The 22,170-nt window shown below is 68.4% G+C and carries 20 protein-coding genes and 1 pseudogene; 3 read left to right on the top strand and 18 right to left on the bottom strand.

Annotation, left to right across the window (positions count from 1 at the left end):
* Positions 1 to 253 precede the first annotated feature (253 nt).
* The 3 genes from U1T56_RS18575 to U1T56_RS18565 all read left to right on the top strand — a co-directional run bounded on the left by U1T56_RS18575 (position 254) and on the right by U1T56_RS18565 (position 2,522).
* The gene (locus U1T56_RS18575) at positions 254 to 445 is read left to right on the top strand and encodes a hypothetical protein (RefSeq protein ID WP_418160988.1); all 192 of its coding nucleotides are present in this window, start codon (positions 254 to 256) and stop codon (positions 443 to 445) included.
* A gap of 120 nt (positions 446 to 565) precedes the next feature.
* Complete coding sequence (locus tag U1T56_RS18570) at positions 566 to 1,477, top strand: bifunctional 5,10-methylenetetrahydrofolate dehydrogenase/5,10-methenyltetrahydrofolate cyclohydrolase (protein ID WP_418160987.1); 912 nt, start codon at positions 566 to 568, stop codon at positions 1,475 to 1,477.
* A gap of 172 nt (positions 1,478 to 1,649) precedes the next feature.
* Complete coding sequence (locus tag U1T56_RS18565; RefSeq protein ID WP_418160986.1) at positions 1,650 to 2,522, top strand: lipid kinase; 873 nt, start codon at positions 1,650 to 1,652, stop codon at positions 2,520 to 2,522.
* 122 nt (positions 2,523 to 2,644) lie between these two features.
* Here U1T56_RS18565 and U1T56_RS18560 read toward each other — a convergent pair whose 3' ends face one another.
* The 18 genes and pseudogenes from U1T56_RS18560 to U1T56_RS18475 form a co-directional block, all read right to left on the bottom strand.
* Positions 2,645 to 3,286 (bottom strand): sigma-70 family RNA polymerase sigma factor, encoded by a 642-nt coding sequence (locus U1T56_RS18560; protein WP_418160985.1) that lies wholly within the window; start codon positions 3,284 to 3,286, stop codon positions 2,645 to 2,647.
* A gap of 93 nt (positions 3,287 to 3,379) precedes the next feature.
* Positions 3,380 to 3,580, bottom strand: coding sequence for a PLDc N-terminal domain-containing protein (locus U1T56_RS18555; protein WP_418160984.1), 201 nt, complete (start codon positions 3,578 to 3,580; stop codon positions 3,380 to 3,382).
* 240 nt (positions 3,581 to 3,820) lie between these two features.
* A complete protein-coding gene (locus U1T56_RS18550; RefSeq protein ID WP_418160983.1) occupies positions 3,821 to 5,590 on the bottom strand; it encodes a sensor histidine kinase in 1,770 nt (589 codons plus the stop codon).
* Positions 5,591 to 5,614: 24 nt separating this feature from the next.
* The gene (locus tag U1T56_RS18545; RefSeq protein ID WP_418160982.1) at positions 5,615 to 6,406 is read right to left on the bottom strand and encodes a response regulator; all 792 of its coding nucleotides are present in this window, start codon (positions 6,404 to 6,406) and stop codon (positions 5,615 to 5,617) included.
* A gap of 63 nt (positions 6,407 to 6,469) precedes the next feature.
* A complete protein-coding gene (locus U1T56_RS18540; protein WP_418160981.1) occupies positions 6,470 to 6,637 on the bottom strand; it encodes a NepR family anti-sigma factor in 168 nt (55 codons plus the stop codon).
* Between the two features lie 294 nt (positions 6,638 to 6,931).
* On the bottom strand, positions 6,932 to 7,516 hold the full coding sequence (locus tag U1T56_RS18535) for a lipid-binding SYLF domain-containing protein (RefSeq protein WP_418160980.1): 585 nt from the start codon (positions 7,514 to 7,516) through the stop codon (positions 6,932 to 6,934).
* Between the two features lie 205 nt (positions 7,517 to 7,721).
* Positions 7,722 to 10,433 (bottom strand): aconitate hydratase AcnA, encoded by a 2,712-nt coding sequence (gene acnA / locus U1T56_RS18530; protein ID WP_418160979.1) that lies wholly within the window; start codon positions 10,431 to 10,433, stop codon positions 7,722 to 7,724.
* Positions 10,434 to 10,653: 220 nt separating this feature from the next.
* Positions 10,654 to 11,373, bottom strand: a complete 720-nt coding sequence (locus U1T56_RS18525; protein ID WP_418160978.1) for a heme ABC transporter permease — start codon at positions 11,371 to 11,373, stop codon at positions 10,654 to 10,656.
* A 68-nt stretch (positions 11,374 to 11,441) separates the two neighbouring features.
* A complete protein-coding gene (ccmB, locus tag U1T56_RS18520; protein ID WP_418160977.1) occupies positions 11,442 to 12,107 on the bottom strand; it encodes a heme exporter protein CcmB in 666 nt (221 codons plus the stop codon).
* Between the two features lie 6 nt (positions 12,108 to 12,113).
* Positions 12,114 to 12,719 (bottom strand): heme ABC exporter ATP-binding protein CcmA, encoded by a 606-nt coding sequence (ccmA, locus tag U1T56_RS18515; protein WP_418161026.1) that lies wholly within the window; start codon positions 12,717 to 12,719, stop codon positions 12,114 to 12,116.
* 19 nt (positions 12,720 to 12,738) lie between these two features.
* The gene (locus tag U1T56_RS18510; RefSeq protein WP_418160976.1) at positions 12,739 to 13,980 is read right to left on the bottom strand and encodes a phenylacetate--CoA ligase family protein; all 1,242 of its coding nucleotides are present in this window, start codon (positions 13,978 to 13,980) and stop codon (positions 12,739 to 12,741) included.
* A 58-nt stretch (positions 13,981 to 14,038) separates the two neighbouring features.
* The gene (locus tag U1T56_RS18505; protein ID WP_418160975.1) at positions 14,039 to 14,812 is read right to left on the bottom strand and encodes a hypothetical protein; all 774 of its coding nucleotides are present in this window, start codon (positions 14,810 to 14,812) and stop codon (positions 14,039 to 14,041) included.
* A 93-nt stretch (positions 14,813 to 14,905) separates the two neighbouring features.
* Entirely contained in the window at positions 14,906 to 15,724 is an 819-nt protein-coding gene (locus U1T56_RS18500; RefSeq protein WP_418160974.1) for an ABC transporter ATP-binding protein, read from the bottom strand.
* Positions 15,725 to 15,805: 81 nt separating this feature from the next.
* Positions 15,806 to 17,131, bottom strand: coding sequence for an ABC transporter substrate-binding protein (locus tag U1T56_RS18495; protein ID WP_418160973.1), 1,326 nt, complete (start codon positions 17,129 to 17,131; stop codon positions 15,806 to 15,808).
* A 34-nt stretch (positions 17,132 to 17,165) separates the two neighbouring features.
* Positions 17,166 to 18,255, bottom strand: a pseudogene (locus U1T56_RS18490) (branched-chain amino acid ABC transporter permease).
* An 8-nt stretch (positions 18,256 to 18,263) separates the two neighbouring features.
* Positions 18,264 to 19,220, bottom strand: coding sequence for a branched-chain amino acid ABC transporter permease (locus U1T56_RS18485; RefSeq protein ID WP_418160972.1), 957 nt, complete (start codon positions 19,218 to 19,220; stop codon positions 18,264 to 18,266).
* 11 nt (positions 19,221 to 19,231) lie between these two features.
* The gene (locus U1T56_RS18480; protein ID WP_418160971.1) at positions 19,232 to 20,047 is read right to left on the bottom strand and encodes an ABC transporter ATP-binding protein; all 816 of its coding nucleotides are present in this window, start codon (positions 20,045 to 20,047) and stop codon (positions 19,232 to 19,234) included.
* A complete protein-coding gene (locus tag U1T56_RS18475) occupies positions 20,047 to 21,975 on the bottom strand; it encodes an AMP-binding protein (RefSeq protein WP_418160970.1) in 1,929 nt (642 codons plus the stop codon). Before U1T56_RS18475 ends, U1T56_RS18480 begins: the two co-directional genes overlap by 1 nt.
* Positions 21,976 to 22,170: the final 195 nt, after the last annotated feature.

Genomic DNA, 22,170 nt, shown 5'->3' with positions numbered 1-22,170 from the left:
CGGGCTGCGAGTGGCAGCCCCGAAGTGCACAGCCAGAGCCCGGATTGTCGGCACACGCGATCCTTCTTCGTCCTGACGACGGAATGCGACGCCTTCCCGGTCGACAGGCGCGGATCCGCTGTGGCTCGAGCCGACCTGCCCCTACTCCCCGATCGAGCCCCTCCCTGCAACGGAACGCCAGAACGGTATAGCGACGATGACCGACCGTAACCGCGCCACGACGCTCAGGCTGAGGACCCCGACGAGACCGTCCGTGCCGGGCGCGACCGATGGCGCGCCGCTGCCGCGCAGCACCGCCGTGGGCAGCACCCGCATCGTGATGGAGCCACGGCGCTCCAACCTTCAGACCTACATCCCCCCGCAGCGCCGCGCCGATCCGACCTCGCAGGCGATCCTGGCCGAACTCGCGGCGCTCGGCCTTGCCGATCCGGATCCGACCGACTAGCCAAGCCGGACCCGGGCACGGGCCGGCAGCATCCGGGCCCCATCCCGCCCCGGCCCGAGATCGGGGCGGAGCGAGTCCCGGCGGGACTGGTGCACGCCTCGAGCGAGGGAGACGGAGCGCATGGCGGCACGCATCATCGACGGCAAGGCCGAGGCGGCCCGGCTGCGAGCGGCCGTCCGCGACGAGGCTGCCGCCTTCACGACCAGGCACGGGCTGGCACCGGGGTTGCGGGTGATCATCGTCGGCGACGATCCGGCGAGCCGCGCCTATGTCCGGACCAAGACGCGGATGGCAGCCGAGGCCGGGATCGCGGGCGAGCTGATCGAGCTGCCCGAGACGAGCACCACCGTGGAGCTCCTGTCACGGATCGAGCGGCTCAACGACGATCCCGCGACACACGGCATCCTGGTCCAGCTTCCTTTGCCTGCGCACATGGACGCCGAGGCGGTGCTCCGCGCCATCGACCCGGGCAAAGACGTGGACGGGTTCCATCCGCTCAATGTCGGCCGCCTGTTCTCGGCCGGCCGCTCTCTGCCCGAGGATCTCCTGGTGCCGTGCACGCCCTGGGGCTGCCTGCACCTTCTGCGCACGACGCTCGGGAGCGACGGTCTCGCCGGATGCCATGCGGTCGTGATCGGCCGCTCCAACATCGTCGGCAAGCCGATGGCGGCCCTTCTGCTCGGCGCCGACTGCACGGTGACCGTGGCCCATTCCCGCACGCGCGACCTGCCCGAGCTGTGCCGCCGGGCCGACATCCTGGTCGCGGCCATCGGCCGGGCGGAGATGGTCCGGGGCGACTGGATCAAGCCCGGTGCGGTGGTGATCGACGTCGGCATCAACCGCGTCGCCACGGGCGACGGCGGCAGCCGGCTCGTCGGCGACGTCGCCTTCGCCGAGGCCATCCGGGTCGCGGACGCCATCACCCCGGTCCCGGGCGGGGTCGGCCCGGTGACCGTGGCCTGCCTCCTGCGCAACACGTTGATCGCGGCGCAGGCGAGCACGCGCCGCACCGGATCGCCCGCACCGCGCTAGGGCACCGTCGGGACCGTCTGGGGCGGTCGGCAGCGAAGCCAACGGGGCGGACCGGCTCCTCGCGCCGTCAGCGCCGAGCGGGCGCATGGCCGCCCGAGCCGTCCTCGCGGGGTCGGAACCTGCCTTCTTCCGGCAGGTTGCATCCCCGGCCGATCGAGGAGGCGGCGCGGCGGTGAGACCTCATAGAGCGCTCGTGGTGATCAATGCCCGCAGCCGCAGGGGCAGCAACGACGTCACGGCGGCGCTGGAGGTCCTGCGCTCCTCCGGCATGGAGGTCCTGGCCTTGCGGCTCGACAGCCCGGTCGAGGTCGAGGCGGCGATCCGGGAGCACCGCGCGCTCGTCGACCTCGTCGTGATCGGCGGCGGCGATGGAACCATGAACGCGGCCGCCGAGGCTCTGCTCGCGACCGGGCTGCCGCTCGGCATCCTGCCGCTTGGGACCGCGAACGATCTGGCGCGCGTGCTCGCGATTCCGCCCGATCCCGTGGCGGCGGCGCGGATCGTCGTCGTCGGCAAGCGTCGGCGGATCGACCTCGGCCGCGCCAACGACAAGCTGTTCTTCAACATCGCCACGATGGGCCTGAGCGCCCGCCTGGCGCGGGCGATGGACCGGCGGACGAAGCGCCGCTTCGGTGCGCTCGCCTATGCCATCACGCTGGCCCGGATCGGCCTGGGGCAGCCGTTCCACGCCACCATCCGCACCGGCAGCGAGACGGTCGCGGTGAAGGCGATCCAGATCGCGGTCGGCAACGGGCGCTATCACGGCGGCGGCATCGTCGTGCACGAGGAGGCGGCGATCGACGATCAGCTTCTCCATCTCTACGCCCTCGAGCCGCACAGTCCCTGGCAGCTCCTCCGCAAGCTGCCCTGGCTCCTGCGCGGCCGGCACTCGGCCATCGCGGGCGTGGTCACCCTCACCGCACCCGCGATCGACGTTCTGACCGACCGGATGCTGCCCGTGAACACGGACGGCGAGCTCACCACGCATACCCCGGTCCACTTCACCGTCCTGCCGCAGGCGATCGAGGTGTTCGCGCCCGCGTGAGCGCGACGTGCGCCGCGATCCACGAGGAATGCCGTCGCGCTTCCTGGCTTTCCCGTCCTGCGGCAGCAAAAAACGGCGCCCTTGCGGGCGCCCAGTCGACTGCGGGGAACGAGTGGAAAAGATCAGTTCAGGCTGCGCCGCGGCACGGTCGCGGCACGACGATGCTCCGCGCCGCTGTGCAACCGGCTGGCCCGGCCGGCCTCGGCGAGATCGGCCTCGCCCGGCGCCGCCAGCCGGCCGGCGTGCACGACCGCCGGCATCCGCTCGGGGTCGAGCGGCAAGGCATCGTCGAGGAGCATCTTCTTCAACATGGCACGGGCGCGGTTGACGCGACTCTTCACCGTGCCGATCTCGCAGCCGCAGATCGCGGCCACCTGCTCGTAGGGCAGGCCGTGGACCGCGACCAGGACCAGAACCTCGCGATGCGCGGCGCTGAGCGCCCGGAACGCCCGCTTGAAGGCAGCGACCTCGATCCGGCTCTCCTGTTCGGCCGGCGCCCAGGAATGACGCTCGAGATCGTCGTCGGGGACCTCGGCCGTGACGTGCTTCCTGGCGATGACGCTGCGAAAGCGGTTGCGGAGGATGGTGAACAGCCAAGCTTTCAGGTTGGTGCCAGGCGTGAACTGGTGCTGCGCCTGGAGCGCGTTCACAATCGTGTCCTGCACGATGTCGTCGGCAAGCTGAACGTCGCCGCCCGTAAGACTGCGCGCGAACGCCCGCAGGTGGGGAACCAGCGCCGCAACGTCCTCTCTGAACACGCCCATCACGTTCTCTCTGTCTGCCTCGTCCTGGTCTCGACCTAACAACGGACCGGACAAGGCAAGGTTCCACCACCCGCCAAGCACGGCCCGTCGCGATCACCGCGGCTCGGCGAGGCGGGCCGCGCGCGGGCCGGCAGCGAGCCAGATCAGGAGGCCCAGAACGGGCAGCACCAGGATGACGAGCACCCAGACCAGCTTTGCTCCGGTCGATGCGGAGCTGCCGATGATGTTGAGGATGGCCCAGATGTCCGCGATCAGCACGAGGAGGCCGACCAGGCCGCCGATTTCGAAGCCCATGAGGCAGCTCCTTTCGGGCAGACCTCGACCGCCGCCGCGAGGAACCCGCGTAAGGGGCTCGCCGCCGCGATCCGGAAAAACCGTCGGTCCGCTGGAGTTTCCCGTCTCGGCGGCCTCTGCCGAGAGCCGCCACGTCGCCGATCAAACCAACGGTGATGCAGCGCAGTTCCCTGATGCCGCACGTCACGGCAGAGGCTGGAAGCGCCGAGGGCAAAGCCCTGCGAAGGAAGCCTCGACGGCTCAGGCGGCGGTCGCCTCACCCGTGGCCGGAATCTTCCCGGATCGGGATTGGGTCCTTCCTTCCCGGAGCGGGAAGTCGAGTGTCAACCTGATGCCGGTGGCTTCGGCCACGACGAGGCTGCCGCCGAGCTGCTTGGCCAGCATGTGCATCAGTGTGATCCCCATGCCGCCGCCGTCGTCCGCCGCAGCGAAGCCGCTGCCGTTGTCGGCGACGACCAGCCGGACGCGCTCGCCTTCCCTCGCGAGCCCGACCTCGACATGGCCGCCCTGCTCGTCGCGGAACGCATGCCTGAACGCGTTGCTCACGGCCTCCGTGACGAGCAGAGCGAGCGGGATGGCCTGATCGGCGAGCACCCGGACCGATTCCGCGACGACCGAGAGCTGGACCGCGGCATGGTCGGCCGCGTTGACCTCCTCCAGCATGCTGCACAGCTCGGGGAGGAAGCTACCGAGATCGATCTCCTGAATGTCGTCGTTCTCGTAGAGATTGCGGTGGACCAGCACCAGAGCGCCGACCCGCATCTGCGTCTGCCGGACGGCATCGCGCGCCCGCGGCGACTGGAGCCGCTGGGCGTGCAAGTTCAAGAGGCTCTGCACGATCTGGAGATTGTTCTTGACCCGATGGTGCACCTCGCGCAGCAGCAGCTCTTTCTGCTCGAGCGAGGCGCGCAGCTCCTCCTCGCGGCGATGGATGCGGCTCGCCATCCGCGCGAGCGTACGCGCCAGCTCCTGGAACTCCTGCGGCGCGGAAGCGAGATCGAGCCTGAGGTCGAGCTCGCCACGGCTGTAGGCGCGCGCCGCCACGCCCAGCGTACGCACGTGGCGGATGACGAGATAGTCGCTCGCGGTCCAGATCGTGACGACGGCCAGCGCCAGCATCAAGGTCGGCGCGAACACGCCGATCACGAGCTCGCGCTGCAGCCAGGCGAAGCGCGGGAGCGAAGGCACGCCCACGACCACGAACAGGTCGTCGCCTGCGATCTTGGCGAGATAGTAGTCGCGGCGGATTCCGTCCGCTCCTTCGGCGGTGATCCCGCCCTCGCCCTGCCCCGCGAGCTCCGCGAACAGCTCGCTGCTCGGCAGGGCAGGCACGCCCTGCCTTTCCCGCGTGAGCGGCAGCAGCGGCTCGCCCTTGCCGTCGACCAGAAAGGCGATGCCTCCCGGCGGCAGGTCGATGCTGTCGACCGCACGCTGGAAGCTCTGCGGGTTGATGGAGACCGCGACCGCACCCGAGAAGGGACCGCTCGCCGTAGGGCTGCGCAGCGGCACGGCAGCCACGATCGTCTTGCCGCTGCCGGTCCGACGCGGGAAGACATCGCTGATCGCGAAGCCGGCGCCGTCGCGCAGCCGCCGAAAATAGCCGCCCTGGTCGCTCGAAGGTCCGAGCAGCTCCCGGGCGCTGCTGCACACGCCCGTTCCGTCCGCGTCGAGCACGACGAAGTCGAAATATTCCGGGCTGCGGTTGCGGGCCTCGATCAGGCGCTCGGTGCAGGCCGGCTGCTCGGTCCGCTGGATGGCCGGCTCGATGGCCAGGCGCTGGAGCAGCATGCGGGTCTTGTCGAACAGGTCCGCCTCGTAGCTCGCGATGATCCGGAGCATGGTCGAGACGGCCGCGGCCTGCTGCTCCCGACGGTCGCGATAGGCCTCGACCGCCTGCCAGCAGGAGTAGAGCAGTGCCGGGATCAGGACCACGGCCAGGATGAACGCCATGCGAGCCTTGAGGCCGGCCGGCCAGCGATGCTCGCGGCCGATCGGTGTCGGCGCGCTCATGCCCGGCTCCATGCCGGCCCGCCTCTAGGCGTCGTCTGCGGTTGCGAGCGCCTGGGAAATGGCGACGTTCAAGATCTCCGGATCGAAGGGTTTGGTGATGAGGAAGGTCGGCTCCGGCCGCTCGCCCGTCAGCAGCCGATCGGGAAACGCCGTGATGAAGATCACCGGCACCTGGTAATGGCTCAAGATCTCCTTGACGGCCTCGATGCCGGAGCTGTCGTCGGAAAGCTGGATGTCGGCCAGCACCAGCCCCGGATGATCGGCCCGGGCCAGCTCGACCGCCTCGCGGTGGGTGGTGGCGATCCCGGTGACGGTGTGGCCGGTGTCCTCGACGGTGCGCGCGATGTCGAGCGCTATCACCGGCTCGTCCTCGATGATCAGGATGCGCGTCGGCGGTTGCGAGCGGAGCTCCTGCTTGGCGGCGGCGAGCTCGCTGCGCACCGTCTCCTCCGGCAGGTCCATCACCGTCGCCACCTGGAACGGCGAAAGGCCCTCGAGCGTGGCGAGCAGCAGGATCTGGCGACGCGGCCCCGCGAGATGCGCGATGCGTTCCGCCACGATGCGCGCATTCTCGATCGTGGTACCGGCATCCGAGGATGGCTGGCCATTCGCCACCTCCGACCAGATCCGGGTCAGGCTCCGGTAGAGCTCGAGCTTGAGGCGATCGCGCTCGAGCAGACGACCACTCTGCAGGAGATGCTCGAGGCAGGCGCGGACCAGATGATCGCCGAATTGCTGATCCCTACTCAGGGCGCGAGCGTAGCGTCGCAAGAAAGGAAGATGGCGCGCAAGATCCTGGGCCAGTTCGTTGCTCATGCTCGTGGTATCCACGTCGGTGATGGCGGCAGAACCTGCCGCAAGGAGACCACAGCCAGGAGGTCAGCTCTTGCCTTCGTCCTCATCCGGCTTCTCCGGCGCCGGGTCGGCACGAGTCTCGAACTGCTCGAGAAGACGCATGATCTCGTCGGGAACAGCCTCGACCAACACCGGATCGTAAAGCCGATGCAACTGACGGTTCAGCCATCGGTCGAAAGCTCGATCCAGCATCGCCTCGTCCGTTTCCGTCTGGTTCCCTCGGCCTTTCTCATCGTCTCGATGACTCATGATTATCAGTGCGCGCCCTGCCGCGGTGCCAACCCAGAACCGCCCATGGTCGGAAAGGTTCCTTTCCTCACAGCCATTATCCGTTGCTGCGCCGAGGCATGCCCCTCCGCGCAGCAATCGGATTTCATTCGCTTAACGATATAGCACCATCTCGGGTAACTTGCGCACAGGATTATGATCGTTTGGTAAGAAAGCTCCAGCGCGGGAGCGGCGCCGTGCCTCCGGCGTCAGCATCCGTCAGGGATTGATCTCGGTGATCTTGGCGCCTTCGATGGTGGCGCCGGCCATGAGGCCGGACTGACCCCAAGTCACGACCACGAGCGGCTTCTGCAGGGTCGAGGTCGTGATCTCGCCGTTGGCGCCGAAGTCGGCGGCGACGGCGGTGAGCCCGGCGCCGAGCTCGAAGCCCTTGGTCTTGCGGAAGGTCTCGAGCGCGTCGGCGGTGTTGAAGAAGTAGGCCTGTGAGAAGCTCTGCCCGCCGATCTGGAACCCGATCGTGCCGCCGGCGATGTTGTAGTAGCCGGTGGTCCTGCCGCCCTCGCGCATGGCGCCGGTGCCGTAGAGGCCGCCGACGCCGAAGCCGGCCTGGGTGATGCTCGGGAACACCAGAATGGCCTTGGCCCGGTCGGCGAGCTGCCTCGCACCCGGCCGCGTGCGATAGAGCTCCGCCAGGGCCGCGTCGACCTCGGCGTCGATCGCGGCCCGCTTGGCTCCGGTGCTCGTGGAGGCGGAGACGGGGCCTTGCGTGTTGCTGCAGCCGGCGAGGCCCATGGCCAGCAGGCCGGCCGTCGCGAGCACGGAGCGGCGCGAGGTCAGAATCATCGCCATTTCTCCCAGTTGTCTGGAAATGCGGGACAAAATCGGCCCGATCGGCGATATGGTCCCGTTATGATACTGAACGCCGATCCAGGCATCGGTCAAGGCTCGTCTCCGTGCCGGGACCGGCAAACCGCGACGGCGGGCGCGCGCACGCAAAAAAGCGCCGGCCCGAAGGCCGGCGCTCGTGACGACCGATGGAGATCGTGGCTCAGGCGCGGCCGACGGGCTCGCTCGAAGCCAGGAGCTGGCGCAGCACATACTGCAGAATGCCGCCGTTCCTGTAGTAGTCGACCTCGTCCAGCGTATCGACGCGGCACAGGACCGGAACCTCCTGCACCGAGCCGTCCGCCCGGGTGATGCGGCAGGTGAGCTGCATACGGGGCTTGAGACCCGCCTCAAGGCCCAGGATGTCGATGGTCTCGCTGCCATCGAGCCCCAGGGTCTTGCGGTCCGTGCCCTCGTAGAAGCACAAGGGCAGGACACCCATGCCGACCAGATTCGAGCGGTGGATGCGCTCGAAGCTCTCGGCGATCACCGCCTTCACGCCGAGCAGGCTGGTGCCCTTGGCCGCCCAGTCGCGCGAGGAGCCGGTGCCATATTCCTTGCCGCCGATCACCACGAGCGGTACGCCGCGCTCCTTGTAGGCCATGGCGGCATCGTAGATCGACATCTCGGTACCTTCCGGCCAGAGCTTCGTGTAGCCGCCCTCCTTGCCGCCCAGCATCTCGTTCTTGATGCGGATGTTGGCGAAGGTGCCCCGCATCATGACCTCGTGGCTGCCACGGCGCGCACCGTACTGGTTGAAGTCCTTGGGCTCGACGCCGCGGCTCATCAGGTACTTGGCCGCAGGGCTGGTCTTGGCGATGTTGCCGGCCGGGCTGATGTGGTCGGTCGTGATCGAATCGCCCAAGAGCGCCAGGATGCGCGCCCCCTTGATGTCGGAAACGCTCTTCGCCGGCTCGCGGCTCATGCCCGTGAAGTAGGGCGGGAGCTGGATGTAGGTGCTGTTCGGGTCCCAGCTATAGGTCATCGCCGCCTTGTCGGCGCCGATCGCGGCCCAGCGCGCGTCGCCCGCGAAGACGTCGGCGTAGGACGCCCTGAAACCTTCGGCCGTGACGGCCGAGCGCACCGCCGCGTCCACCTCCTGCGGCGTCGGCCAGACGTCCTTGAGGTAGACGGGCTTGCCGTCCTTGCCCATACCCAAGGGCTCGGTGGTGATGTCCCTGGTCATCGAGCCGGCGAGGGCATAGGCGACGACCAAGGGTGGCGAGGCCAGATAGTTGGCCTTCACCTGCGCGTGGACGCGGCCTTCGAAGTTGCGGTTGCCGGAAAGCACGGCGGCGACGACCAGCTTGCCCTCGTTGACGGCGTCGCCGATTGCATCAGGCAACGGGCCGGAGTTGCCGATGCAGGTGGTGCAGCCGTAGCCGACGAGATCGAAGCCGATCTGGTCGAGATAGGTCTGAAGGCCCGCCTTCCGGTAATAGTCGGTGACGACGCGCGAGCCGGGTGCCAGCGAGGTCTTGACCCAGGGCTTGCGGTTCAAGCCCTTCTCGACCGCCTTCTTGGCGACGAGGCCGGCGGCGATCATGACGCCGGGGTTGCTGGTATTGGTGCAGCTCGTGATGGCGGCGATCACGACGTCGCCGTGCTTCAGGCTGTAGTCCGTCCCCTTGACCGGGACGCTGGCGTCGCGCGGGCTGTCGCCGGCGAGGCTCGGGAGCGCATCCTCGAAGCTCTGCTTGGCGCTCTTGAGCGGCACACGGTCCTGCGGGCGCTTGGGACCCGCGAGCGAAGGCTCGACGGTCGAGAGGTCGAGCTCGAGCGTGTCGGTGAAGACGGGATCCGCCATCCCGTCGTGGCGCCACATGCCCTGCGCCTTGGCATAGGCCTCGACCAGCGCCACGCGCTCCGGCGTGCGGCCGGTGAGGCGCATATAGTCGAGCGTCACCTCGTCGATCGGGAAGAAGCCGCAGGTGGCACCGTATTCGGGCGCCATGTTGGCGATCGTGGCACGGTCGGCGAGCGGCAGTTTGCCGACGCCGGGACCGTAGAACTCGACGAACTTGCCGACGACCCCCTTCTTGCGCAGCATCTGCGTCACGGTCAGCACGAGGTCGGTGGCGGTCGCACCCTCGGGCAGCGCCCCCGTCAGCTTGAAGCCCACAACCTCGGGGATCAGCATAGAGACGGGCTGGCCCAGCATCGCCGCCTCGGCCTCGATGCCGCCGACGCCCCAGCCCAGCACGGCGAGGCCGTTCACCATCGTGGTGTGGCTGTCGGTGCCGACCAGCGTGTCGGGATAGGCGACCTCCTTGTTGCCCTCCTTCGCGGTCCAGACCACCTGGGCGAGGTACTCCAGGTTGACCTGGTGGCAGATGCCGGTGCCGGGCGGGACGACGCGAAAATTGTCGAACGCCTGCGAGCCCCAGCGCAGGAAGGCATAGCGCTCCCGGTTGCGCTCATACTCGAGCTCGACGTTGCGCTCGAAGGCGAGCCTGCTCGCGAAAGCATCGACCTGGACCGAGTGGTCGATGACGAGATCGACCGGGACGAGCGGGTTGATCTTCTTGGGATCGCCGCCCAAGGCCACCATGGCGTCGCGCATGGCGGCGAGATCGACCACCGCCGGCACGCCGGTGAAGTCCTGCATCAGCACGCGCGCGGGCCGGTACGCGATCTCGGTCTGCGAGCTGCGCTCCTTGAGCCAGGCCGCCATGGCCTTCAGATGCTCGACGGTGACACTGCGGCCGTCTTCGAAGCGGAGCAGGTTCTCGAGCAGCACCTTGAGTGAGAAAGGCAGCCGCGAAAGGTCGCCCAGAGCCTTCTCGGCCTCGGGAATCGAGAAATAGTCGTAGGCGAGGTCGCCCACCTGCAGCGAGCGGCGGACCTGCAGGGTGTCATGACCGGTAACGGGCAAGATCGTCCTCCCAGGGCATGAGGTCGTGGTGCCGCGCGGCGGGGTGCGCCCCAATCTCGCGGAAGGTCGTAGGCTTATAGACCCGAGCCGAAAAAGCGGCAAACGCGGCAAAAAGCGCGCTGGACCGCGCCGACGCGCGCACCCTCGCTTGCCGGAAGACCTCGGCCGCTCCACCTTCCGATGCCGGGTCGGGCAGCAGAGAGCGGGTTCCGAAGCCGCCTCAGGCGGCAGCGGCGCTGAGGCGGAGATTCCGGATCCGGCGCTCGGTGAGCTGGGCGCGCATGCGCAGGATCACGACGGTCACGAAATAGAGCTTGAACACGAGCGCCATCAGGAGGAGTGGCCAGAGCATCGAGGGATCGAGCGCCGGCCCGCCCATGCGCAGGATGCTCGAGGGCTGGTGGAGCGTGTTCCACCAGTCGACCGAGAACTTGATGATCGGGATGTTGACCACGCCCACGAGCGCGAGGATCGAGGCGGCGCGGGCACCACGCGCCGGGTCCTCGAAGGCGTCGTGCAGCGCGATATAGCCGAGATAGAGGAAGAACAGGATCAGGACCGAGGTCAGCCGCGCGTCCCACACCCACCAGGTGCCCCACATCGGCTTGCCCCAGAGCGAGCCGGTGACGAGCGCGATCGCCGTGAACACGGCGCCCACAGGGGCCGCGGCGCGGGCCGCGACCTCGGCCAGGGGATGGCGCCAGATCAACCCCACCGCACTGCCCACGGCGACGAAGAGATAGCAGAACATGCTCATCCACGCGGCCGGGACGTGGACGTAGATGATCCGGTAGGCCTCGCCCTGCTGGTAGTCGGCCGGCGCCACGACGAGGGCAAACCAGAGGGCCACGGGTGCGAGCAGGACGGTGGCCCAGGCCGTCCAAGGAAAGACGGCATCGGCGATCCGCTGGAAGCGGAGGGGGTTGGCGTAAGCGTGCATGATCCGGCCAAGCGCTGAAGGCTGGCCTTGATGTCGGCCAGCCGGATGACGAAAGCAAGATGCAAGATCTATTCCAGCGCCAGCCTCAAGGCCGCAGCGGTGGCGAAAGGGGTCAGCGCCAGCGCTGCGAGCAGGATAGCGCCCAGGATCAGGAGCGGTGCGGCGCCGCTCAGCCCCATGAGGACACCTTCCACCGCCGCCACACCGAAGATCAGGACCGGGACGTAGAGCGGCAGGACCAGGAGCGCGATCAGCACGCTGCCCCGACGGCTGCCCAAAAGCAGCGCAGCACCGATCGAGCCGATGAGGGTGAGCGTGGGCGTGCCCAGAAGAAGGGCGAGCGGCAGCGCCCACCAGCCTTCCGTCGGCAGGTTCATGAGCAGTGCCAGAAGCGGCGAGGCCACGACCAGAAGGAGCCCGCTCGTGAGCCAGTGGGCGAGGCATTTCACGACCACGAGCAGCTCGAGGGGAGCCGGCGAGAGTAGGATCAGCTCGAGCGAGCCGTCCTCGAAGTCGGCCTGCCAGAGACGGTCGAGGGTCAAGAGAACCGCCAGCAGGGCCACGACCCAGATCACCCCCGCCCCGATCCGGGCCAGGATGTCGGGCGAGGCGCCGACACCGAAGGGGAACAGCGAGAGGGCGACGACGAAGAAGACGAGCCCCATGGCGGTGTCGGCGCCGCGCCGGAAGGCGAGCGAAAGGTCGCGGGCGAGGAGCGCTTTCAGGGCGGCCACGGACGGTCAGGACCCGAAATCGAGGACATAGGCGTCGCGCACCGCGACGTCGCCGTGGGTGGCGAGGATGCAGATGCCGCCGCCCGCACGGTGATCCGCGATCGCCTGCTCGAGGCGGTCGCGGTTGGCACGGTCGAGGCCGACACCCGGCTCGTCGAGCAGCCACAAAGGCCGCGGGCTCGCGAGCAGGCGGGCCAGCGTCGTTCGTCGCTTCTGGCCCGAGGAGAGGAAGCGCGCCGGTGTCGTGGCGAGTTCGTCCAGGGCGAAGTGGCGCAAGGCCTGGGCGAGTGCTACCGCCCCGCCCGCGACGGTGCTCGCGAAGCGTACGTTCTCGGCGACCGACAGCAAGGGCTTCACCGGATCGGCGTGGCCGACGAAATGCAGCCGGGCGCGGTGCTCGGGCGAAGCGGCGGCAACCGGCTCGTCGTCCCAGCGCAAGATGCCGGCAGCCGGCCGGAGAAAGCCCGCGAGCAGGCGGAGCAGGGTCGACTTGCCGCTGCCGTTGGGCCCGCGCAGCACGAGCGCATCGCCCGGGGCCAGCCGGAAGCTCAGGGCCTCGAACACGAGACGCCCGCCGCGCACGCAGGCGAGCTCGTCGGCAGCGAAGCACATCGGGGACAAGAGGCCGACCTCAGCGCTGATCGTCGATCACCTTGCCGTCGTTCGGCAGCGAGCCCGGCGGGACCAGCTCGGCCTCGCCCCTGAGGCCGGTCGCAGCACGGAGCGACTCGGCAAGTCGCACCGCGAGCCCTTCGGGGCTGCCCGCAGCCTCGCACAAGAGCCGCATCTCGTCCCGCCCAGCCGTCTGCGTGACGACGAGGCGGGCCCGCCCGTCGATCCCGCAGCGCCGCACGGCCTCGTGCACCTGCCGGGGATGAACGAACATGCCGCGCACCTTGGTGGTCTGGTCGGCACGGCCGAGCCAGCCTCTGATCCGCGCATTGGTCCGGCCGCACGGGCTGATCCCCGGCAGGATCGCGGAAAGATCGCCCGTGGCGAAGCGGATCAGCGGGTAGTCGGGGTTGAACACCGTGACCACGACCTCGCCGACCTCCCCGTCCGGCACCGGATCGCCCGTTCCGGGCCGAACGATCTCGACGATCACCGCCTCGTCGAGGATGAGGCCCTCCCGCGCCGAGCTCTCGTAGGCGACGAGACCGAGATCAGCCGTGGCGTAGCACTGGAACGCCACGATCCCGAACTCGCCCTCGAGCTTCTGCCGCAGCGCCGGCGGGAACGCCTCGCCCGAGACCAGAGCCTTCCTCAAGGACGAGGTGTCGAGGCCCAGCTCCCTCCCCTTCTCGAGCAGGATCGAGAGGAAAGACGGGGTCCCGACATAGGCGGTAGGCTTGAGGTCGGCAATGGCGCGAAGCTGCAGCTCGGTCTGGCCGGTGCCGGCCGGGATCACCGGCAGGCCCAGCGCCCGGGCTCCGCCCTCGGCCATCGAGCCGGCCGGGGTGAGATGGTAGGAGAAGGTGTTGTGGACGATGTCGCCGGACCTGAAGCCGGCCGCGTACATCGCCCGGGCGAAGCGCCAATAGTCCGTGCGGGCACCCTCCGGGTCGTAGATCGGCCCGGGCGAGGCGAAGATGCGGGCGAGCCGCGTGACCGGCGTCGCGTTGAGCCGGCCGAACGGCCGGTGCCGCGCCTGCAGCTCGATCAGATCCGATTTCCGGGTGAGCGGCAGACGCGCCAGCGCGGCGCGGTTCGTCACCGCGTCGGGATCGATGCCGCCGAACAGATCGGCGAAATGAGGCGCGGTGTCGAGCGCGTGACGGATCAGCCCCGGCAGGGCGTGGAAGATCGCCGCCTCCCGCTCGTCCCGGTTCCGTACCTCCTGCCGGTCGTAGTAGGTCGCACCCGTCTCAGGCATCCTCACCCCAATCGGCGCGTCGGCCGGAAACGCTGCGCCGTCCGGAGCATAGCGGACGTCAGCGGGGCATGGCCACGCTGTAGCGCTGCTCGAGCTCCGCGACGATCTCGCGCAGGCCGGGGAAAGGCTCGTCCCGTCGCCATCCCTGCCAGAGCTCGTGGAAGCTGCACGCCACCAGCTTGACCCCGCTTTCCGCCACCATGGCGATCAGACGGGCGAGCTCCACCCGGTGCTCGTCGAAAGGCGATGTGTTCGCGGCATCCAGGGGCTCGAGAAAGATGTAGAGCAGCCGGATCGGACGACCGGCGAAGATCCGCCCCATGCCGACCGCGAGCTTCGCCAGCGCCGGCACGTCGACATAGCGGAACCGCTCGGCCCGCTCGGCGACCGCGCGCATGAGCTCGATCCACGGCCTCAGCGTCTCGGGCACGGCGAGGGCGGCGTAGGCCGGCGACAACTTGCTCTGCCGCCGGGCGAGATAGTCGAATGTCCGGATCGAGGCGCCGACCACGCCGGAGGATCCCGAGGCTATCAGCTCGATGTGCGGCGGCGTGCCGCGCACGCCGGTCGGGCAACGTGCATCGAAGTGGAGCTCCCGGAAGCCTTCGATACCGGCGAGCCGCAGGCGCTCCATGTGGCGCAGCCAGGGCAGGAACGAGTTCAGCGTGAGCGCCGCCGGACTGTCGGGCCGCGCCAGGCGCGCGCGCAGGTCGAACACCCGATCGCCGAGCAGCTCGGGCTCGATGCCGGGAACGAGGCCCGAGCGCCAGTCGGCCAACTGGCCGTAGCCGTTGTAGCGGTCCGGGCCGATGCGCTCCCGCAGCCGGCGCACCAGCGCCTGCTGCAGGCGCTGCGCCAGAGAAACGGGCTCGACCCCGAAAGCAAAATCAACTATAGCGCGCCGACTAAGCTCTCCATGTGCCACTTATAACCACCGTTTCCGCCGCTTGTAGCTTTTTATGTCGCGAAAGCTCTTCCGCCCGGTCGGGTTTAACCCAAGGTAGAACTCTTTCACGTCCTCGTTCTTCTTCAAGGTTTCCGCGTCGCCGTCAAGGACGACACGGCCACTCTCGAGGATATAACCGTAGCTCGCGTAACGAAGCGCCAGGTTCGTGTTCTGTTCTGCGAGCAGGAAGGTGACGCCGGCCTCGCGGTTGAGCTTCGCCACGATCTCGAAGATCTCCTCGACGAGCTGCGGGGCGAGGCCCATCGAGGGCTCGTCGAGGAGGATCATGCGTGGCCGCGCCATCAGCGCCCGACCGATCGCGCACATCTGCTGCTCGCCGCCGGAGGTGTAGCCCGCCTGCGAGCGGCGCCGCTCCTTGAGCCTCGGGAAGCAGGCATAGACCCGCTCGAGGTCGTCCCGAATGGCGGCGGCCCCGTCCTTTCGGGTGTAGGCGCCGGTGAGCAGGTTCTCCTCGATCGTGAGATGGCCGAAGCAATGCCGGCCCTCCATGACCTGGATGCAGCCGCGGCGGACGAGCTCGGCCGGGCTCAGCGCCTGCACCTCCTCGCCGTCGAAGACGATGCCGCCGCGGGTGACCTCGCCGCGCTCGACGCGCAGCAGATTCGAGACCGCCTTCAAGGTGGTGGTCTTGCCGGCGCCGTTGGCACCCAGAAGCGCCACGATGCCGCCCTTCGGCACGGCGAGCGAGACGCCCTTCAGGACGAGGATGACGTGGTCGTAGACCACCTCGATGTTGTTGATCTCGAGCAACGCTGCCCGACCGGCGCTCGCGCTCAAGCTCGTACCTCCCGGAGCCGCCGCCGGTCGTCCCTCCTCCCGACGGAGAAAAGACGACCGGGGCGAGACGAATTGCTCGATCTAGCTGCAGGGCTCGGTGCGCTCGGGCCAAGGCTGGTTCGCCTTGACGTACTCGGCCGCGGCCTGCTCCAGCATCGGCCGCACCACGTCCGTCATCGGCGGGATCCAGTCGGTCACCTTCCTCCAGGCCTTGCCGTCCCATTCCTGGACATAGACCGGATGAGCGCCGGAATGGTCCTCGCAGGAGAGCCTGATCGTCGGCATGAAGCCCTTGAGGCCCAGCGCCTCGAGCCGCGCCTCGTCGATGTCCAGGTTCTCGAGGCCGCGGCGCACGTCCTCGGCCGTGACCAGCTTCTTGCCGGAGAGCGCTTGCGCCGTCCGGATCGCCTCGGCGATCAGGACCGAGTTCATGACGCCGCGGTTGTAGAGATTCTCGCCCACCTTGTCGGGCGAGCTCACCCGGCTCAGCCCCTTCTCGACCACGTGCTTCCTGATGTCCCTTATGGCGGGGAAGTCCGCGCCGACCGCGTTGAAGTTCAAGGTGCGATAGCCCTTGGCCCCCTCACCCGCCGGCCGTGCGTCGTCCTCGCCGCCCGACCACCACACGCCCACGAACCGCTCCATGGGGTAGCGGATCTTGGCTGCCTCCTTGACCGCGGTCGGGTTCATTGCTCCCCAGCCCCACATCACCATCCAGTCCGGCCGGTCGCGGCGCACGTTGAGCCACTGCGAGCTCTGGTTCTGCATCTGGTTGGCGGGAACCGGGTACTTCAGGAGCTCGAAGCCGTATTTCTGCGCGAGCTGCTCGAGCAGCGGCAGAGGCTCGCGGCCGTAGCCGGCATCGAGATAGATGAAGCCGATCTTCCTGCCCTTCAGCTTCTCGAGGCCGCCTTCCTGTCCGCCGATGTAGCGCAAGACCACCGACGCGCCGTCCCAGTAGGTGTCGGGCGGGTTGAACACCCACGGGAACTGCTTGCCCACCGCCGCCGCCGAGAGGCCGTAGGCCATGGACAGGACCGGGATCTTGTCCACGGCGGCCTTCGGGATGATCTGCAGCGTGATTCCGGTCGACCACGGGTTGTGCATGAGCGGGCGCTTGGCCTTGGTGCTCTCGTAGCACTCCACGCCTTTCTGCGCATCGTAGCCGGTCTCGCACTCCTCGATCGCGATTCTGACCCCGCCGATGCCGCCGTCGCGCTGGTTCAGCATCTCGAGATAGTCGTGCATCCCATCGGCGATCGGAATGCCGGAGCCCGCGAACGGGCCGGTGCGGTAGGTCATGAGCGGCACATAGAGCGCATCCTCGGCCTGCGCCGGCGCCCAGGCGGCCGTCGTGGCCAGAGCGGCCGCAAGACAAGTGCCCGTCAACCAGGATCGTAGCTTCATGCGTGAGCCTCCCCGACGATCGCCGTTCCCTGGCCTAATAAGGGAACGGCCAGGTTCGCATCCGTTGCTTGCCGATCTGCCAGAGCCGCGCCATGCCGTGCGGCTCGAGAATGAGGATCAGGATGATCAGAGCGCCGATCAGCATGAAGCTGATCTGCTCGACCGTGGCGGCCCCGAGCGAGAGGCCGAAGGCGCCGGGTGCCGCGCGGATCAGGATCGGCAGGATCCATCGGCAGGATCCAGATGAACGCCGCTCCCATGAACGAGCCGACGAGGCTCCCCAAGCCGCCGATGATCGCCATGAACAGGATCTGGAACGAGACGTTGATCGTGAAGCTCGACGCCTCGGCCGCACCCAGCCACAGGAACACCATGAGCGCTCCGGCGACACCGGCGTAGAACGAGGCGACGGCGAAAGCCAGGAGCTTGGTGCGCAGGAGACGCACGCCCATGAGCTCGGCGGCGATGTCCATGTCGCGCACCATCATCCACGAGCGGCCGATGCGCCCGCGCACGAGGTTCGACGCGACGAGCGTGAGGAGCGTCACCACGGCGAGCACGGCGAGATAGCGGGCGAGCGGCGTGGCGGAGGGGCCGGTGAGCACCACGCCGAAGGCGCTCCTCGCCGGCACCTCGATCGCGCCGCTGGCATTGTGGTTGTAGAGCCAGGGGATGCGGTTGAAGCACCACTCCAGGAAGAACTGGGACGCCAGCGTCGCCACGACGAGATAGAAGCCCTTGATCCGCAAGGACGGCAGGCCGAACAGGACGCCCAGCGCCGCCGAGAACAGGCCCGATGTCAGGATCAGGAGGAGGATGTTGGCCTCGGGGAAGAAGGTCGTGAGCTTGTAGCAGGCGTAAGCCCCCACCCCCATGAACCCGCCCGTGCCCAGTGAGAGCTGCCCGGCATAGCCCGTGAGCAGGTTGAGCCCGATAGTGGCGAGCGCCAGCACCAGGAACGGGATCATGATGGTGTTGAGGAAGAAGGCGCTACCGAAGAGCGGGACGAGCACGAACGCGGTCGCCAGGATCGCCGCCATGCCGTACCGGTCCTGCCGGATCGGGAACAGCGCCTGGTCTTGCGCGTAAGATGTCTTGAACTGGCCGGCCTCACGGTAGATCAAGGCTTCCCTCACACCCGCTCGATGATCCGCTCGCCGAACAGCCCCTGCGGCCGGAACAGGAGGAAGCCCAGCGCTATGACATAGGCGAGCCAGCTCTCGATCCCGCCGCCGAGCAGCGGGCCCCAGTAGATCTCGCCCAGCTTCTCGCCGATGCCGATGATGAGCCCGCCGACGATGGCACCCGGCACCGAGGTGAGCCCGCCCAGGACCAGCACCGGCAGGGCTTTGAGGGCGATGATCTGGAGCGCGAAGCTCACGTCCGAGCGGGCACCCCACATGATGCCGGTGGCAAGGGCCACGATCCCGGCCGCGAACCAGACGATGGCCCAGATCTGCTGCAAGGAGATGCCGACCGAGAGCGCCGCCTGGTGATCGTCCGCGACCGCGCGGAGCGCTCGGCCGATCCGGGTCTTCTGGAAGAAGAGGGCGAGCCCGGCGACCATCGCCGCGGCGATCACCGCGGCCGCGATGTCGATCGCCTGGAAGATCACGCGCCCGCCCAGGGTCTCCCACTCGAAGGAGCCGGTGGGCAGCCCCAGCTCCTCGGTGATCATGACCTTAGGCTCGCCGCCGAAGATCAGCTCGCCGAGCCCGATCAGGAAGTAGGTGAGCCCGATCGTCGCCATGAACAGGATGATGTCGGGCTGGTTGACGAGCGGGCGCAGGACCAGCCGCTCCACCGCCACGGCGAGGGCGAGCATGACGAGGATGCACAAGGCGAGGGCGAGGTAGGCCGGAACGCCGATCGCGTGCAGGCCCACGAGCGAGAGCGCCGCGAACACGACCATGATGCCTTGGGCGAAGTTGAACACGCCCGAGGCCTTGAAGATCAGGACGAAGCCGAGGGCGATGAGCGCGTAGAGGATCCCGGAGACGAGCCCCTCCCACAAGACCTGGACGAAGAAGTCGGGCAGGCTCGCCATCTGCACGAAGGGATCGACGAGGACGGCGTGGAGCAGATCCATGGGCCGTCCTTTCAGTGCGCCACGCCGAGATAGGCGTCGATCACGGCCTGGCTCCGCGCCACCTCCTCGGGCGTGCCGTCGGCGATGAGTCGCCCGTAGTCCAGGACGACGATGCGATCCGAGAGGTCCATGACCACGCCGATGTCGTGCTCGATCAGGGCGATGGTGGTGCCGAACTGCTCGTTGACCTCGAGGATGTAGCGGGCCATGTCCTCCTTCTCCTCGAGGTTCATGCCCGCCATCGGCTCGTCGAGGAGCAGGAGCTCGGGCTCCATGGCGAGCGCCCGGGCGAGCTCCACGCGCTTCTGCAGGCCGTAGGGCAGCCTGCCCACGGGCGTCTTGCGGATGTGCTCGATCTCGAGAAAGTCGATGATCTCTTCGACCCGCCGCCGATGCCGGATCTCCTCGCGGCGCGCCGGGCCGTAATGGATCATCTGCCAGAAGAATCCGACCTTCATCTGAAGCGAACGGCCCGACATGATGTTGTCGAGCGTGGACATGCCCTTGAACAGCGCGATGTTCTGGAAGGTGCGGGCGATGCCCGAGGCGGCGGCGAGATAAGGCGTCATCTTGCGCCGCTTCTCGCCCTTCCAGTAGATCGCCCCTTCCTGGGGCTCGTAGAAGCCGTTGATCACGTTGAGCATCGACGATTTGCCGGCACCGTTCGGGCCGATGATGGCGCGGATCTCGCCGCGCCTGATGTCGAAGCTCACGTGGCTCAGCGCCCGCACGCCGCCGAAGCGCAGCGAGATGTCGTCGACGGCGAGGAGCACCTCGCCGATCGCCCGTCTGCGCCGCACCGGCGCAACGCTTTCCGCCGACATCATCAGGCTGCCCGCCGCAGCATGGTGTGGGCAGCCGTGTCGCGGATCACGAGATCGGCCTCGATCCGCCCTTTCCTGCCGTCCTCGAACGTGACCTCGGTTTCGACCCGGACCCGATCCCGCTCGTCGTACATGGCTGCGATCAAAGCGCCGTAGCGCTCGTCGATGATGCCGCGGCGCACCTTGCGCGTGCGGGTGAGCTCGCCGTCGTCGGGATCGAGCTCCTTGTAGAGCAGGAGGAAGCGGCGGATCCGCTGCGCTTCCGGCAGGGCAGCGTTGACCTTCTCGACCTCGGCCGCGAGCAGGTCGTAGACTTTCGGGTTCGCGGCCAGGTTCTGGTAGGTGGTGAAGCCGATCCGGTTGCTCTCCGCCCACTTCGCCACCATCGAGTAGCGGATGCACAAGATCGCCGTGAGATAAGGCCGGCCGTTGCCGAGCACGACGCACTCGCCGACGAACGGCGAGAACTTGAGCTTGTTCTCGATGAACTGCGGGCTGAACCTGACACCCAGGCTCGTGCGCGCGATGTCCTTGACGCGATCGATCACGACGAGCCGCCCCTTCTCGTCGAGATAGCCGGCGTCGCCCGTCCTGAGCCAGCCATCCTCGGTCAGCGTCTCGCGCGTGGCGGCCTCGTTCCCGAAGTAACCCCTGAACATGCCGGCATGGCGGGTGAGAATCTCGCCGACGCCGCTCTCGTCCGGATCCAGAATGCGCAGCTCGGTATCGTCGAACGGCACGCCCGAGCTGTCGCAGTCGATCTCGTCGTGGCGCTGGAGCGTGTAGGCGCCGGCGGCCTCGGTCTGGCCGTAGAGCTGCTTCAACGGCACGCCCATGGCGAGGAAGAAGCGGAACGTGTCGGGACCGAGCGCCGCCCCGCCCGTCGCCGCCGACTTCAGCCGCGAGAAGCCGAGCCGGTCGCGCAGGGCCGAGAACACGAGCGCATCGGCGAGCCGGTGCCGCCGGCGGTGCTGGACGGCATCGATGCCCACCCGCACCGCCCAGTCGAACAGGCGGCGCGTGAGCGGACCCGCGTCCATGATGCGGGCGCGCACGTCGGCCGCGGTCTGCTCCCAGACCCGGGGAGCCAGCAGAATATGGGTAGGACCGATCTCGCGCAGATCGCGCATGGCCGTCTCGACGCTCTCCGGGAAGCTGATCCGGATGCGGCACAGGAGCGGCATGGCGACGACGTAGATCTGCTCCATGATCCAGGGCAGCGGCAGGATCGAGACGTACTCGTCGGTAGCCGCGCGCGGGTCCGCCCGCAGGTAGGAGGCGATGTGGCCGAGGAACGGCTTCGCCTGCAGCATGGCGAGCTTGGGATGCGCCGTCGTGCCCGAGGTCGTGCACAAGACGGCGACGTCCTCGCCCCGGCCCTTCGCGATCTCGGCCTCGAACAGGCCGGGGCGGGCTGCCAGGAGCTCGCGGCCCAGCTCCAAGAGCCGCTCCCAGCTCACGAGCCGCGGGTCGTCGTATTTCCGCATCCCGCGCGGGTCGTGGTAGACGATGTGACGGAGGCTGCGCCCGGCCTCGCCGAGCTCCAGCATCTTGTCGACCTGCTCCTCGTCCTCGCAGATCACGATGCCGGCCCCGGCGTGGTCGACGAGATAGCCCGCCTCGGCGGCGAGCACGTCCTCGTAGATGCCGAGGGTCATGCAGCCCAGGGCCTGGGCCGCGAGCTCGCTCCAGACCCAGTTCGGGCGATTGCGGCCGATGATGGCGACGACCTCGCCGCGCCGCACGCCGAGGCTCGCGAGGCCGAGCGCCACGAGCCGGACCCGGTCGCGATACTCGGCCCAGGTGAACTGGTTCCAGATGCCGAACTCCTTCTCGCGCATGGCGACGTCGTTCGGCCAGTTGGCGGCGTTGTGGAGAAGGAGCTTCGGAAACGTGTCGAGCTCGTCGAGCGCCGGCAGCTCCATCACCATGCGCCGGCCCTCGCGAGAGCGCTTCGACCCCGTCGCGGCGGCATGCGACGCCGCACGACGTCGGGGAGCATCAAGCTCGCCCACTGGATCACCCGTTCAGCCTTCCCCGTCGTTGCCATGCCCTGAAGACATAGCGGCTATGCAGCCATGTGTCAGCGGCTTTGGCGGCCGGAGCCGCTCCGTCGCGACCACCGG

Source organism: Benzoatithermus flavus (genome assembly GCF_037908215.1).
Classification (GTDB): Bacteria; Pseudomonadota; Alphaproteobacteria; order Geminicoccales; family Geminicoccaceae; genus Benzoatithermus; species Benzoatithermus flavus.
Note: the sequence above shows the minus strand (reverse complement) of the source record. Positions and strands in the feature narration are given on the sequence as shown.